Source organism: Rhizobium sp. ZX09 (assembly GCF_017357485.1).
Classification (GTDB): domain Bacteria; phylum Pseudomonadota; class Alphaproteobacteria; order Rhizobiales; family Rhizobiaceae; genus Agrobacterium; species Agrobacterium pusense.
Map to the genome: position 1 here is coordinate 2,130,523 of NZ_CP031363.1, position 13,346 is coordinate 2,143,868.

At 60.7% G+C, this 13,346-nt stretch carries 14 protein-coding genes; 10 read left to right on the forward strand and 4 right to left on the reverse strand.

Annotated features, from left to right (window positions below):
* Positions 1 to 16: 16 nt before the first annotated feature.
* On the reverse strand, positions 17 to 1,639 hold the full coding sequence (uppM, locus tag BTN45_RS10650; protein WP_045532332.1) for a polysaccharide biosynthesis protein UppM: 1,623 nt from the start codon (positions 1,637 to 1,639) through the stop codon (positions 17 to 19).
* Positions 1,640 to 1,896: 257 nt separating this feature from the next.
* Between uppM and uppO the strand changes: the two genes are divergently transcribed.
* From uppO to BTN45_RS10665, 3 genes are all read left to right on the forward strand, one after another.
* Positions 1,897 to 3,312 (forward strand): polysaccharide biosynthesis phosphomannomutase UppO, encoded by a 1,416-nt coding sequence (uppO, locus tag BTN45_RS10655; RefSeq protein ID WP_207587667.1) that lies wholly within the window; start codon positions 1,897 to 1,899, stop codon positions 3,310 to 3,312.
* Between the two features lie 131 nt (positions 3,313 to 3,443).
* Positions 3,444 to 3,845: a group II truncated hemoglobin gene (locus BTN45_RS10660; RefSeq protein ID WP_207587669.1), complete on the forward strand. Its 402-nt coding sequence runs from the start codon at positions 3,444 to 3,446 to the stop codon at positions 3,843 to 3,845.
* Positions 3,842 to 4,237 (forward strand): DUF423 domain-containing protein, encoded by a 396-nt coding sequence (locus BTN45_RS10665; RefSeq protein ID WP_004443245.1) that lies wholly within the window; start codon positions 3,842 to 3,844, stop codon positions 4,235 to 4,237. Before BTN45_RS10660 ends, BTN45_RS10665 begins: the two co-directional genes overlap by 4 nt.
* Before the next feature lie 90 nt (positions 4,238 to 4,327).
* Here BTN45_RS10665 and BTN45_RS10670 read toward each other — a convergent pair whose 3' ends face one another.
* From BTN45_RS10670 to rutR, 3 genes are all read right to left on the reverse strand, one after another.
* Positions 4,328 to 4,615, reverse strand: coding sequence for a hypothetical protein (locus tag BTN45_RS10670; RefSeq protein ID WP_004443246.1), 288 nt, complete (start codon positions 4,613 to 4,615; stop codon positions 4,328 to 4,330).
* Positions 4,596 to 5,021, reverse strand: coding sequence for a DUF2325 domain-containing protein (locus BTN45_RS10675; RefSeq protein ID WP_022556790.1), 426 nt, complete (start codon positions 5,019 to 5,021; stop codon positions 4,596 to 4,598). Before BTN45_RS10675 ends, BTN45_RS10670 begins: the two co-directional genes overlap by 20 nt.
* Before the next feature lie 163 nt (positions 5,022 to 5,184).
* Complete coding sequence (gene rutR / locus BTN45_RS10680; RefSeq protein ID WP_004443251.1) at positions 5,185 to 5,826, reverse strand: HTH-type transcriptional regulator RutR; 642 nt, start codon at positions 5,824 to 5,826, stop codon at positions 5,185 to 5,187.
* 259 nt (positions 5,827 to 6,085) lie between these two features.
* Between rutR and BTN45_RS10685 the strand changes: the two genes are divergently transcribed.
* The 7 genes from BTN45_RS10685 to BTN45_RS10715 all read left to right on the forward strand — a co-directional run bounded on the left by BTN45_RS10685 (position 6,086) and on the right by BTN45_RS10715 (position 13,022).
* Positions 6,086 to 7,333, forward strand: coding sequence for a Zn-dependent hydrolase (locus tag BTN45_RS10685; protein ID WP_207587671.1), 1,248 nt, complete (start codon positions 6,086 to 6,088; stop codon positions 7,331 to 7,333).
* Complete coding sequence (gene hydA, locus BTN45_RS10690; protein ID WP_207587673.1) at positions 7,330 to 8,787, forward strand: dihydropyrimidinase; 1,458 nt, start codon at positions 7,330 to 7,332, stop codon at positions 8,785 to 8,787. The genes BTN45_RS10685 and hydA overlap by 4 nt, the downstream gene beginning before the upstream one ends.
* A gap of 2 nt (positions 8,788 to 8,789) precedes the next feature.
* On the forward strand, positions 8,790 to 9,224 hold the full coding sequence (locus BTN45_RS10695; RefSeq protein WP_004443258.1) for an NUDIX domain-containing protein: 435 nt from the start codon (positions 8,790 to 8,792) through the stop codon (positions 9,222 to 9,224).
* A complete protein-coding gene (locus BTN45_RS10700) occupies positions 9,221 to 10,015 on the forward strand; it encodes an ABC transporter ATP-binding protein (RefSeq protein ID WP_037091764.1) in 795 nt (264 codons plus the stop codon). Before BTN45_RS10695 ends, BTN45_RS10700 begins: the two co-directional genes overlap by 4 nt.
* Before the next feature lie 249 nt (positions 10,016 to 10,264).
* The gene (locus BTN45_RS10705; RefSeq protein ID WP_207587675.1) at positions 10,265 to 11,140 is read left to right on the forward strand and encodes an ABC transporter permease; all 876 of its coding nucleotides are present in this window, start codon (positions 10,265 to 10,267) and stop codon (positions 11,138 to 11,140) included.
* On the forward strand, positions 11,137 to 12,009 hold the full coding sequence (locus BTN45_RS10710) for an ABC transporter permease (RefSeq protein WP_207587677.1): 873 nt from the start codon (positions 11,137 to 11,139) through the stop codon (positions 12,007 to 12,009). The genes BTN45_RS10705 and BTN45_RS10710 overlap by 4 nt, the downstream gene beginning before the upstream one ends.
* Before the next feature lie 20 nt (positions 12,010 to 12,029).
* A complete protein-coding gene (locus BTN45_RS10715; RefSeq protein ID WP_004443268.1) occupies positions 12,030 to 13,022 on the forward strand; it encodes an ABC transporter substrate-binding protein in 993 nt (330 codons plus the stop codon).
* Positions 13,023 to 13,346: the final 324 nt, after the last annotated feature.

Genomic DNA, 13,346 nt, shown 5'->3' on the forward strand with positions numbered 1-13,346 from the left:
GCGCGGGGTCCCAGATTTAACGCGCCGCGGCTTCCGCATGATCGTCCCGGCGCAGATAACCCCACAGCCCGAGTGCGATTGCAATGGCGAGGCCGAGAAACAGGCCGCCCGCGCCGCCAGCGACGAGGAAGACCAGCTTGCCCGGCGGCCAGCTTCTGGAGTTCGGCGCAACCGGCTGCGAAATAACGCGGACATTGGTGGAATCGATCGATTGCTGTTCGGCGAGCTGGCGTGACCGGGTAAGATAGGTCTCATAGATCGCCGCTGCCGAGCGGGCGTCGCGCTCAAGATCCCTCAGCCGCACCTGCGCTTCGTTATCGGTAAAGACATTGGCACGCTCCGCCACGGCTTTCAGTCGCAGCGCATCGAGCGAGGAGCGCGCTTCGGCGACATTTGTCTTGGCTGCCTGCAGAATGCGCCGCGCCTCGTCGGCCATGCCGCGTTCCAGCATGGCCCGTTCCGCACCTGCAGTCGCCAGCCGCGGATGACGCGCGCCGTAGGTCAGCGTCATGGCTCCGATCTGCTGCTGCAGGGTGCTGTATTGCGCCCGGATCGTGTTCATGGTCTGGCTATCGAAAATCGCATCGCTTTGCGTGCGGTTCTGCGCGATTGCCGCCTCCATCTGCTTCAGCCGGGATTCTTCCTGGATGACGCGCTGCTGGGCCGCGAGAACCTGTGCATTGAGCTCACCGGAGGCCAGGTTGCTGACAAGCTGGCCATTATTCTCCTGCAGGCCGTTTTCGCGACGGAAATCGGCCACCCGCTTTTCAGCCGCAGTAACATTCTCGCGCATTTCCTCAAGCCGCTTCCTGAGATCGTCGACGACACGCTGGCTGCTGTCGGAGGTCGTCTGGAACAGCTCGGTTTCAAACGCCTTCACGATGGCCTTTGAGACCGTCACGGATTTGTCCGCATCATTGGTCCAGACGGAAAGCGTCACCACGAAGGAGCGTGGGTCGCGTTCCGCTGCGACCCGGTCGCCGAGGGAGCGGAGTGCACCGAGCCGGTTGTCGCCATCTTCCGGCCTGGATGAAAACATCGCCTTCAGCCGGGCGAGCGGCGGCGGGCTGATGAATTCCGGATCCTGATCGAGCTTCAGTTCCTCCACCACCCGCGCCAGCACGTTGCGCGACGTGATCGTGCGCAGCTTGCTTTCGACTTCGAGAATCTGCGTGTCACGCTGCTGGTTCGGCGAGAACACGCCGTCGTTGACAACGTTGAGATTGGAGGGATTGACGACGATATCCGTATAGGCCGTGTAGCGTGGCGGCGTCATATACGCATAGCTGAGCGCAGCCGCGACGCAGAGAATGATTGCCAGAACGATCCAGACGATGCCCCTGCGAAGCCAGATGAGGACGTCGTCAACGCCGATCCTGTCGATATGGCTGAGGCCCGGCAATGCTGCGGCCAGACTTCCGCTGGGCGACGACGCCTTCACCGGTCTCGCGGCCGGAGCGGGCTCGACGGCAGCCGCGGCCGGTTTCGGCTCGAGATGCTCTTTCAGCACCGTGCGCTCGAAAACCTCGTCGTCATCCACCAGATCATCCAGCAGGGAACCATGAGTTTTCGCGGCCGGCGCCGTTTTTTCATCGAGCGGACGTACCTGCTTATGTCCCGCCTTTTGAAGCCTGTACATCAGCCAATCCAACTCGAACGAACCAAAAAAAGCCGGCAACCGATGATCCTCATCGTCGCCATAGCCGCTATCGACGGACAAGTTTAAATATGACGGGTGAATTTTAGGTTACCCGCATCATTGCCGTCATCATCGCCTATTCGCGGCCTCCAGGGAAGGGGAGGATTGACGTGAATGGATCGATACGGTTCTTTCAAGCGTTACATTTTTGAACTATCCATTTGGCCCTCAAAGATTTTACGGAAGCGGAGTTGAGAATGAGCCTGAAATTTGGAACGAGCGGCCTTCGTGGCCTCTCCGTCGATCTGAAAGGAAAAGCGTCGGCCGTTTATGCCACGGCATTTGCGAGGCACCTTCTCACATCGGGCCAGGCAAAGGCGGGCGACCCCATTCTCGTTGGCCGCGATTTCCGCGATTCGAGCCCCGATGTGTCCGCCACCTGCATCGCGGCATTGAAAAAGGCAGGCCTCACGCCGTTCGATTGCGGCACGGTGCCCACCCCGGCTCTGGCGCTTTATGCTCTGTCGCTGAAGGCGGGCGCGCTGATGATCACGGGCTCCCACATCCCGGCCGACCGCAACGGCATCAAGTTCTACCGCCCGGATGGCGAAATCGACAAGCAGGACGAGACGGCCATCGCAGCCCTCGCCGCCGAAATCGAAGCGGAAGGCATCAGCGACGAATCGGCGACTGCCGAAGACCATTCCGCCATCGCAGCCGAACTATTCTACGAACGCAACATCGCGCTGTTGCCGGAAAAGGCTCTCTCAGGCCTCAAGATCGGTGTTTACCAGCATAGCACGGTGGCGCGCGATCTCTTTGTCGACGTTCTCGCCCATTACGGCGCCGATGTCGTTCCGCTCGGCCGCTCGGAGACCTTCATCCCCGTCGATACGGAGGCGGTCTCGCCGGAGACGCTTTCGCTTCTCAAAAAATGGGCTCCTGAGCACAGTCTCGACGCCATTGTTTCCGCCGATGGCGACGGTGACCGCCCCCTTCTGGCCGATGAAAGGGGCGTACCGCTGCGCGGCGACCTCATTGGCCTCATCACCGCCAATTTCCTTGGCGCAGGCGTCGTTGTCACCCCTGTAACGTCCAATTCCGGCATCGAGGCCAATGGTTCCTTTGAGGTCGTTCGTACGAAGGTTGGCTCGCCTTTCGTCATTGCCGGTATGGCAGACGCCCTTTCAGCCGGCAAGAACGGCGTGATGGGCTTCGAGGCGAATGGCGGCCTGCTGACGGCCTCTTCCTTCACGCTCAACGGCAGGCCCCTCTCGCCGCTGCCCACGCGTGACAGCTTCCTGCCCGTTCTTGCCGTGCTGCTTCTTTCGTCGGAGCAGAAAAAACCGCTGTCGCAAATCGCCGCCGCCTATAACCTTCCGGTCGCCGCCGCCGACCGCCTGGAAAATTTCGCGCAGGAAAAGAGCGCCGCCCTGATGGCGCATCTGCGCGCCTCGCGCACCAATCTCGAAGCCTTCCTCGCCCCGGTTGGCACGGTGAAAGGCCTGAGCGACATCGACGGCCTGCGCGTGTCATTGAGCGACGGCAGCACCATCCACTTCCGCCCCTCCGGTAACGCGCCGGAAATGCGCTGCTACGTCGAAGCTGCCAATCAGGATGAGGCCGAGACGCTTTTGAGCAAGGGGCTCGACCTTATCCGAAATTTTGGATGATTTTTGGATGATGCCGGGCAAGCCCGGCATCTGCCCTTTTTAATCTGTCCCAAATGTCGCACCCTGCCCGTGCCTGTTGCTCTTCCGGCTCCACGGAGCGATAAGAGCCGGAGGGCCACGAGAGGCGGATTATGAGCGGCGAAACCATTACCCTTTATGAAGCGATCGGTGGCGATGCGACCGTCAGGGCGCTCACCCGGCGCTTCTATCAACTGATGGATACCCTGCCGGAAGCAGCCCGCTGCCGCGCCATCCACCCGGCCGATCTTTCAGGCAGCGAAGCGAAGTTCTACGATTACCTGACCGAATATCTTGGCGGACCGCCGGTCTACGTCGAGAAGCACGGCCACCCGATGCTGCGCCGCCGCCATTTCGTCGCCCCCATCGGCCCTGCCGAGCGGGATGAATGGCTGCTCTGCTTCCGCCGCGCCATGGAGGAGACGATCGAAAATCCGAAGCTGCGCGAGATCATATGGCCCCCGATCGAGAGGCTCGCCTTTCACATGCAGAACCGGGAGGCGGACAGCCAATGACCACGCAGAACGCGACCATAGCGACCGTGCCCGGGGCCAGATTACGGGCCTTCATTCTGTTGCTGGGCAGCCTGCTGGGTGCTGCCGGCGTCATGCTTGCCGCCGCTGCCACCCATACCGGCGAAACCTATATGCTCGGTAATGCCTCCGCCATGGCGCTGGCGCATGCGCCGGTTCTTATCGCGCTCCATATCGGTGCGGATCGCATCAGGACCGCCATTCCGGCGGGCTTGATCCTCGGTCTCGGCACGGCGATCTTCGCCGGCGATCTCGTTATCAGGCATTTTTCCGGCCATAGCCTGTTTCCATACGCTGCGCCGCTGGGCGGCATCGGCATGATCGCGGGTTGGCTGGTGTTGTGCGCGGGAGCGTTTTTGAAGCCTAAAGGCTGATTGTTTTAGGGCATCTGCATCGTGACCCGGAGTGCGAGCGGAGCTCCCTCACACCTGGCGCCATCTTGCCCTCTCGGCAAGGATTTAACGCTAACCACGCGTCCAGCGAAACGGCAGAATGTTGCGGCCTTTTTCAGCCGCCACACCTGTTTGAAAGGCCGTCGTTTCACCCGGCTGGCGGGCGCGCTGATGAGGAAAGGTCACCACATTGCCGCCGCTTCCGGCAACGCGGCTGCGTCTTTCGCGTTCGCCGATGATGTCATAAAATTCCGTCGTGGCCGGATCGCTCGCCTGTTCGGCCATCTTGTGCAGTTCCACACCACACGGTCTGTCCGCCGTGCGGTGCTCGTCGGGAAAATTATTGCGCTCGTCGCTCATCGCTGGGGCTCCGTTCATTCATCGTCTGAAGCGCCCGCTCCAGACTGGATTTGCTGCCATTGCGCAGCGGAATGAACGTCTTGCCGAATTTCTTGCAACCGGACTTCACCCGCAGACACGCATCGTGGCTGATACAGTCGATCGGGCAGAAAACGCAGTCGACGGAAGGAAGCACGGTATCGATGCGCGAAACCGCCTCACGCAGGCCGCCATCGTGGTGGATCAGTTCGGCGCCGAAATTGCTGGCGATCTGGCGAAGATGGGCAACCTGACAGTCACGGCCGCCGACATAAAGAAAGCTTTTCGGACCGGAAAGCTGCTGTTCGGCCACGTCCCGCTCGGTCTGGGGAGCGCCTTTGCCCTGCTTACCGCCACGTTCGGCCTTCTTCTTTTCCTTGCGTGCCATTCCCTCACCTGCCGGTTGGTTTTTGATACCCCGATATCGGGCCCCGACGTTCGGGATGCCGGCACCATAATAAAGATGAGTTTTGGAGTAAAGTATAAAGGTGATAAATTTCCTCATGTTTTTATGCGGAGGGCTTATCACATAATCGCGAGAAGCAGGCCGATCAGCCGTTTATCCGCAACCCGCCCATGAAAAGCTGTTCCAGATGGCGGGCCGCGTCTTCGAAACGTCCCTCGCCGCCATTCTTGTCGCCCAGAACCGCCCGCACCTGTACATCGAAATCGGCATAGTGCTGGGTGGTCGACCAGATCGAGAAAATGAGGTGGTAAGGGTCACATTTGGCCATCCGCCCGGCCTTCACCCAGGCGCGGATCACCTCGGCCTTCTCATCCACCAGCTGTTTCAACGGGCCCTTCAGTTCATCCTCGATATGCGGCGCGCCCTGCAGTATTTCGTTCGCAAACAGCCGGCTTTCGCGCGGGAAATCGCGCGACATTTCCAGCTTGCGACGAATATAGGAGCGGATCTCGCTTTCAGGATTACCCTCGGCATCGAAAGCGCGCAGCGGGTCGAGCCACGTGTCCAGCACCCGCTCGATCAGCGCACGATGCATCGCCTCCTTGGTGCGGAAGTAATAAAGCACATTCGGCTTTGACATGCCGGCCGCTTCCGCAATCTGGTCGATGGTGGAGCCGCGGAACCCATTCGTGGAAAAAACACTGAGCGCGGCTTCAAGAATCGCTTCCTGCTTTTCCTCCTGAATGCGGGTCCGCTTCTGTGTTTTCGCTGCGCGCGGTATGGCCATTCTCAGCTCTCTGTTTCTTTTCAATGCAATTGCCGCTACAGTATGCTTAAAAAATAATCGACGTTCATAGCTTAGGCAAAATTACTGCGTTTCGTCACAAATTCCCTTGCTGACGCCATCGCGAATTTGCAATGTTTACCAGCCGGTCAATTTATCCATCATCGCCGCCACAAGGCAATGGCTGTTATCTTAACCGGCAAAAAAGGGAACGGCACAAGCTTTGCTTTGATAAAAACAAAACAGGTGAGGACGACACTTCATGACGGCGGGTAAGAACTTGACGGTCAATGGCGACCGTCTGTGGGATAGTCTGATGGATATGGCGAAGATTGGCCCCGGCATTGCCGGCGGCAATAATCGCCGCACGTTGACGGATGAGGATGCGGAAGGCCGCCGCCTTTTTCAGCGCTGGTGCGAAGCGGCAGGCCTGACGATGGGCGTCGACCGCATGGGCACCATGTTCGCCACCCGCGCCGGCGAGGACCCGGACGCGCTCCCCGTTTATATCGGCAGCCATCTCGATACCCAGCCGACCGGCGGCAAATATGACGGCGTGCTTGGCGTGCTGGCTGGTCTGGAAGTCGTGCGCAGCCTGAACGACCTCAATATCCGCACGAAACACCCCATTGTCGTCACCAACTGGTCGAACGAGGAAGGCGCCCGCTTTGCGCCTGCCATGCTGGCGTCGGGGGTCTTCGCCGGCATTCACGATCTCGATTACGCCTATAGCCGCACGGATACCGACGGCAAAACCTATGGCGAGGAGCTGAAACGCATCGGCTGGCTGGGTGAGGAAGAGGTCGGCGCGCGCAAGATGCATGCCTATTTCGAATATCACATCGAACAGGGCCCCATTCTGGAGGCCGAAAACAAGCAGATCGGCGTCGTCACCCATTGCCAGGGCCTGTGGTGGCTGGAAGTGACGCTGACCGGCAAGGAAGCCCATACCGGCTCCACCCCGATGGCCATGCGCGTTAATGCCGGCCTTGCCGCCGCCCGCATTCTGGAAAAGGTGCAGGAAGTGGCGATGGCTCACCAGCCGGGAGCCGTCGCCGGCGTCGGCCAGATGATCTTCACGCCCAATTCCCGCAACGTGCTGCCCGGCAAGGTGGTCTTCACCATCGACCTCAGAACCCCCTCGCAGGCAAAGCTCGACAGCATGCGCGCCATCTTCGAACGCGAGGTGCCCGCCATCGCCGAAGAACTCGGCGTCGGCTGCTCGATCGAAGCCATTGGCCATTTCGACCCCGTCACCTTCGATCCCGTACTGGTCGGGCGCGTACGCGCCGCCGCCGAACGACTGGGCTACAGCCACATGGACATCATCTCCGGCGCCGGCCACGACGCCTGCTGGACGGCCAGAGTCGCTCCCTCCACCATGATCTTCTGCCCCTGCGTGGACGGGCTTTCCCACAACGAGGCCGAAGAAATTTCACCCGAATGGGCAAAGGCCGGCTGCGACGTGTTGCTGCATGCCGTGCTGGAGACTGCGGAGATCGTGGAATGACCGCTACCATCATCAAGAACGGCACCATCGTCACCGCCGACCTCACCTACAAGGCAGATGTGAAGATCGAGGATGGCAAAATCACCGAGATCGGCCCTGATCTCACCGGCGGCACCGTGCTGGATGCGAGCGGATGTTACGTGATGCCCGGCGGCATCGATCCGCATGTGCATCTGGAAATGCCCTTCATGGGCACCTATTCCGCCGATGATTTCGAGAGCGGCACGCGGGCGGCGCTGGCCGGCGGCACGACCATGGTGGTGGATTTCTGCCTGCCGGAGCCGGGGCAGTCGCTTCTCGATGCCTTGCAACGCTGGGACAACAAGGCGACGCGCGCCAATTGCGATTACTCCTTCCACATGGCCGTCACCTGGTGGGGCGAACAGGTCTTCGATGAGATGAAGACGGTGGTTCAGGAAAAGGGCATCAACTCCTTCAAGCACTTCATGGCCTATAAAGGCGCGCTGATGGTGAATGACGACGAGATGTTCGCCTCCTTCTCGCGCTGCGCGGAGCTCGGCGCCATTCCCTTCGTGCACGCGGAAAACGGCGATATCGTCGCGCAGATGCAGGAAAAACTGATGGCGGAAGGCAATGTCGGGCCGGAAGCGCACGCCTATTCCCGCCCGCCCTCCGTCGAAGGCGAGGCGACCAACCGCGCCATCATCATCGCCGATATGGCCGGTGCGCCGCTTTACGTCGTCCACACCTCCTGCGAACAGGCCCATGAAGCCATCCGCCGCGCCCGGCAAAACGGCATGCGGGTTTATGGCGAGCCGCTGATCCAGCACCTGATCCTCGACGAAAGTGAATATGCCAATCCCGACTGGGATCACGCCGCCCGCCGCGTCATGTCGCCGCCCTTCCGTAACCGTCAGCATCAGGACAGCCTCTGGGCGGGTCTCGCCTCCGGCTCGCTGCAATGTGTGGCGACCGACCATTGTGCCTTCACCACAGATCAGAAACGTTTCGGCCTCGGTGATTTCCGCAAGATACCGAACGGCACCGGCGGGCTGGAAGATCGCATGCCGCTGCTCTGGACCCATGGCGTGGCAACCGGCCGGCTGACGATGAACGAGTTCGTCGCCGTCACTTCCACCAACATCGCCAAGATCCTCAACATCTATCCGAGAAAAGGCGCGATCCTCGTCGGCAGCGACGCCGATATCGTCGTCTGGGACCCGGCGCTTACAAAGACCATCAGTGCGGCAAACCAGCAATCGGCCATCGATTACAACGTGTTCGAAGGGCAGAAGGTGAAGGGTCTGCCGCGCTACACGCTCTCGCGCGGGCTGGTGAGCGTTGAGGAAAGCACCATCGAGACACAGCCCGGCCACGGCCAGTTCATCGCCCGCGATCCCTATCCGGCCGTCAGCCAGGCGCTTTCCACCTGGAAGGAGCTCGTATCGCCACGCAAGGTGGAACGCACAGGCATTCCGGCATCGGGCGTGTGATCATGAGCGAGCCGAAACGCGAAATCCTCATCGCCGCCGCCATTCTCCTCAACGAGAAGCGGCAGATGCTCGTGGTGCGCAAGCGCGGCACCACGCAGTTCATGCAGCCGGGCGGCAAGATCGATCCAGGCGAAACGCCGGAACAGGCGCTTCACCGCGAGCTGGCCGAGGAAATCGGCCTGACGCTGCCCGAAAATGCCGCGCGTTATGAAGGCATCTTTCGCGAGGAAGCCGCCAATGAGCCGGGCGCTGATGTCGTCGCCCATGCCTTTACCGCCAGGCTTCATTCCGAGGTCACCCCGCAGGCGGAAATCGAGGAAGTCCGCTGGCTCGATCTCGACCGCACCCCCGGCGTCACCATCGCCAGACTGACGGAAACCCAGATGCTGCCGCTGGCGCGCGCCGCACTTACGGAAAGTGAAACCAAGCCGCGATGAACCAGGCCTCTTCCTATTCCGTCGTTTCCGCCAGAAAACTGGGCCTCACTTTCGAAACGGGGGACGGCCCGGTTCACGCGCTGTCCAATGTCGATCTCGACGTGAAAAAGGGCGACTTCGTCTCCTTCATCGGCCCTTCCGGCTGCGGCAAGACGACCTTTCTGCGGGTCATCGCCGATCTCGAAAAACACACGTCGGGTGAGATCACCGTCAACGGCACCACGCCGGAAAATGCCCGCAAGGACCGGTCCTACGGCTACGTCTTTCAGGCCGCCGCGCTCTATCCATGGCGCAGCATCGAAAAGAACATCGCCCTGCCGCTCGAAATCATGGGTTACAGCAAGGCCGAGCAGCGCGAGCGCATCGACCGCACCATGGACCTCGTCAACCTCAACGGCTTCGGCAAGAAATACCCCTGGCAGCTTTCCGGCGGCATGCAGCAGCGCGCCTCCATCGCCCGTGCGCTCGCCTTCGATGCCGACCTGCTTTTGATGGACGAGCCCTTCGGCGCGCTGGACGAGATCGTTCGCGATCATCTGAACGAACAGCTGCTGAAACTCTGGGATACGACCGGCAAGACCATCTGCTTCGTCACCCATTCCATTCCGGAAGCCGTTTATCTCTCGACCAAGATCGTCGTGATGTCGCCGCGGCCGGGCCGGGTGACCGATGTGATCGAATCCAGTTTGCCTCGGGAAAGGCCGCTGGAAATTCGCGAGACGCCGGAGTTTCTGGCTATCGCGCATCGGGTGCGTGAGGGGTTGAAGGCGGGGCATGGTTATGAGGGGTGATGCTGGAAAAGACGCCGTTGCGGCAGGTGTTACCCCCCTCTGTCCTGCCGGACATCTCCCCCACAAGGAGGGAGATCGGCAAGGAGCGCTACCAATGCTCTTTCCACAGGCGTTGAGATGGCCGCGACCATGCCACGAGTCGATCTCCCCCCTTGTGGGGGAGATGCCCGGCAGGGCAGAGGGGGGTAAGCCTCACCCACAGGTCACCGCTAACCATCACCCTCAATGCACGCAGCGGAGCAAAACCCCATGACCCTCCTCCGCCACCGCGTCCTCCCCATCCTCACCATCCTCCTCGCCATCCTCATTCTCTGGCACCTCGCCGTCATCTACCTCAACATGCCCTTCGCCCGCGACCAGGCCACCCGCGCTGGCCAGACGCCGGGCTTCCTCGAACTCCTGCCGCAAACCTTCGCGCAGGAGCGCCCGGTCCTCCCCGCGCCGCATCAGATCATCGCGGAACTCTGGGATACCACCGTCAACAAGGCCGTCACCTCCAAGCGCAGCCTCGTCTACCACGCCGGCGTCACGCTTTCGGCCACGCTGCTCGGTTTCGTCATCGGGGCGGTGCTGGGAATCCTGCTGGCGGTCGCGATCATCCATAACCGCGCCATGGACCGCTCCGTCATGCCGTGGATCATTGCCAGCCAGACGATCCCCATTCTCGCCATCGCGCCGATGATCATCGTTGTCCTGAACTCCATCGGCATTTCCGGACTGCTGCCGAAGGCGCTGATCTCGACCTATCTCTCTTTCTTCCCCATCGTCGTCGGCATGGTGAAGGGCTTAAGAAGCCCCGAAACCCTGCAGCTTGACCTGATGCACACCTATAATGCCTCACCAGCGCAGATCTTCTGGAAGCTGCGCTGGCCCGCCGCCCTGCCCTATCTCTTCACCTCGCTGAAGATCGCCATCGCCATCGCGCTCGTCGGCGCCATCGTCGGAGAACTACCGACAGGGGCCGTCGCCGGTCTCGGCGCGCGCCTGCTCTCCGGTTCCTATTATGGCCAGACGGTACAGATATGGGCGGCGCTGTTCATGGCAGCCGGTGTCGCCGCCATTCTGGTATCGATCATCGGCGTCGCCCATGCCGCCGTCCTCAAGCGAATGGGAGCACGGCCATGACCAACCCCGGCTGGTTTATCGGCGCTATCCTGTTCTGGCTTGCCGCCTGGGCGTTCAACGAATGGCTGGTACGCCATGCCTTTATTTCCCAGAGCGCGAAACGCATAAGCCGCCTCGCCGTGCCGCTGCTGTTCGGCCTTGCCATTCTGGTTCTCTGGGAAGGGATGGTCCGCGGATTTTCCGTGCCGCCCATCCTGCTGCCGGCGCCGAGCGCCATTCTCGCCCGTCTTCTCGGCTCTCTACCGATTCTCTGGGCGGATTTCCGCCAGACCTTCATCAAATCCGTACTGACGGGTTATGTCCTTGGCTGCGGCCTCGGGTTCGTCGTCGCCATCCTCATCGACCGCTCGCCTTTCCTGCAACGCGGGCTTCTGCCCATCGGCAACTTCGTCTCCGCCCTGCCGGTCGTCGGCGTCGCACCCATCATGGTGATGTGGTTCGGGTTCGACTGGCAGTCGAAAGTCGCCGTCGTCGTCATCATGACCTTCTTCCCGATGCTGGTGAACACGGTGCAGGGGCTTGCCGCCGCCAGCCACATGGAGCGCGACCTGATGCGCACCTATGCTGCCGGCTGGTGGCCGACACTGATAAAACTGCGCCTGCCCGCCGCCTGGCCCTTCATCTTCAACGCGCTGAAGATCAACTCCACGCTCGCCCTGATCGGCGCCATCGTCGCGGAATTCTTCGGCACGCCCATCGTCGGCATGGGGTTCCGCATCTCGGCGGAAATGGGCCGCAGCAATGTCGATATGGTCTGGGCCGAGATTGCCGTGGCGGCGCTCGCAGGTTCGGGCTTTTACGGTCTTGTGGCGCTCGCAGAACGGGCCGTCACCTTCTGGCATCCGTCCGTCCGTGGGGGACGAACGTAAATACGAAAAAGGGAACAGCGATGAAAATGAAACTTGCATCCATGCTTCTTGCCGGGGCGTCACTGCTGACCGCATTTAGCGCTCAGGCCGCCGACAAGATCACCCTGCAGCTGAAATGGGTCACCCAGGCGCAGTTCGCCGGATATTACGTCGCCAAGGACAAGGGCTTTTATGAAGCCGAAGGCCTGGATGTCGACATAAAGCCCGGCGGCCCGGATATTGCGCCCGCGCAGGTTCTGGCCGGCGGCGGGGCCGACGTCATCGTCGACTGGATGCCGTCTGCGCTTGCCACGCGTGAAAAGGGCGTGCCGCTGGTCAATATCGCCCAGCCATTCAAATCATCGGGCATGATGCTGACCTGCCTGAAAGAAACCGGCATCAAGAAGCCTGATGATTTCAAGGGCAAGACGCTGGGCGTCTGGTTCTTCGGCAATGAATATCCGTTCCTGTCGTGGATGGCGCACCTGAAAATTCCGACCACCGGCGGCGCCGATGGCGTTACCGTGCTGAAACAGGGCTTTAACGTCGATCCGCTTTTGCAGAAACAGGCCGCCTGCATTTCCACCATGACCTATAATGAATATGGACAGGTCCTCGATGCCGGCATCAAGCCTGATGACCTCGTCACCTTCAAATATGAAGACGAAGGCGTGGCGACGCTGGAAGACGGGCTCTACGTTCTCGAAGACAAGCTGAAGGACGCCAAGTTCAAGGAGGACATGGTCAAATTCGTCCGTGCCTCCATGAAGGGCTGGAAATGGGCCGAGGAAAACCCTGACGAGGCCGCCGATATCGTTCTCGAAAACGACGCCTCCGGCGCGCAGACCGAAAAGCACCAGAAGCGCATGATGGGCGAAGTGGCAAAGCTGACGGCCGGCTCGAAGGGCGCTCTCGACAAGGCGGATTACGAGCGAACAGTAAAGACCCTGCTCGGCGGCGGCTCCGACCCCGTTATCACCAAGGAGCCCTCGGGCGCATATACGACCGAAATTACCGACGCTGCGTTGAAGTAGGCGCGGGCGGGAAGATAGGATCGCGCGGCGTTGACCGCGCGATTTTCTTGAATGACAACCTCTCTTCCGTCATGCTCGGGCTTGACCCGAGGATTTACCGACATTTCGATTGCGGCGATGTGCCTGGATCCGGGTCAAGCCCGAGGATGACGACGTATTAAGCGTTCTCAGAATTCCAGGCCGCGTCACGCAATGGTAACCCATCAAACCAATTACAACACCTCTGCCTATACAAAAATGTATATCAACCCTCGTGGCTATGCGGATTGATTTGCACGACAACAAGAATTACAGTCCCGCCCACAAGACTGCCAAATTTGATCT

Excerpts from the sequence above, each read along its gene's own strand:
- BTN45_RS10670 (WP_004443246.1), bottom strand. The coding sequence starts at position 4,615 with ATGAGCGACGAGCGCAATAATTTTCCCGACGAGCACCGCACGGCGGAC.
- rutR (WP_004443251.1), bottom strand. The coding sequence starts at position 5,826 with ATGGCCATACCGCGCGCAGCGAAAACACAGAAGCGGACCCGCATTCAG.
- uppO (WP_207587667.1), top strand. The coding sequence starts at position 1,897 with ATGAGCCTGAAATTTGGAACGAGCGGCCTTCGTGGCCTCTCCGTCGAT.
- BTN45_RS10710 (WP_207587677.1), top strand. The coding sequence starts at position 11,137 with ATGACCAACCCCGGCTGGTTTATCGGCGCTATCCTGTTCTGGCTTGCC.
- BTN45_RS10665 (WP_004443245.1), top strand. The coding sequence starts at position 3,842 with ATGACCACGCAGAACGCGACCATAGCGACCGTGCCCGGGGCCAGATTA.
- BTN45_RS10675 (WP_022556790.1), bottom strand. The coding sequence starts at position 5,021 with ATGGCACGCAAGGAAAAGAAGAAGGCCGAACGTGGCGGTAAGCAGGGC.
- BTN45_RS10685 (WP_207587671.1), top strand. The coding sequence starts at position 6,086 with ATGACGGCGGGTAAGAACTTGACGGTCAATGGCGACCGTCTGTGGGAT.
- BTN45_RS10695 (WP_004443258.1), top strand. The coding sequence starts at position 8,790 with ATGAGCGAGCCGAAACGCGAAATCCTCATCGCCGCCGCCATTCTCCTC.
- BTN45_RS10715 (WP_004443268.1), top strand. The coding sequence starts at position 12,030 with ATGAAAATGAAACTTGCATCCATGCTTCTTGCCGGGGCGTCACTGCTG.
- uppM (WP_045532332.1), bottom strand. The coding sequence starts at position 1,639 with ATGTACAGGCTTCAAAAGGCGGGACATAAGCAGGTACGTCCGCTCGAT.
- BTN45_RS10700 (WP_037091764.1), top strand. The coding sequence starts at position 9,221 with ATGAACCAGGCCTCTTCCTATTCCGTCGTTTCCGCCAGAAAACTGGGC.
- hydA (WP_207587673.1), top strand. The coding sequence starts at position 7,330 with ATGACCGCTACCATCATCAAGAACGGCACCATCGTCACCGCCGACCTC.
- BTN45_RS10705 (WP_207587675.1), top strand. The coding sequence starts at position 10,265 with ATGACCCTCCTCCGCCACCGCGTCCTCCCCATCCTCACCATCCTCCTC.
- BTN45_RS10660 (WP_207587669.1), top strand. The coding sequence starts at position 3,444 with ATGAGCGGCGAAACCATTACCCTTTATGAAGCGATCGGTGGCGATGCG.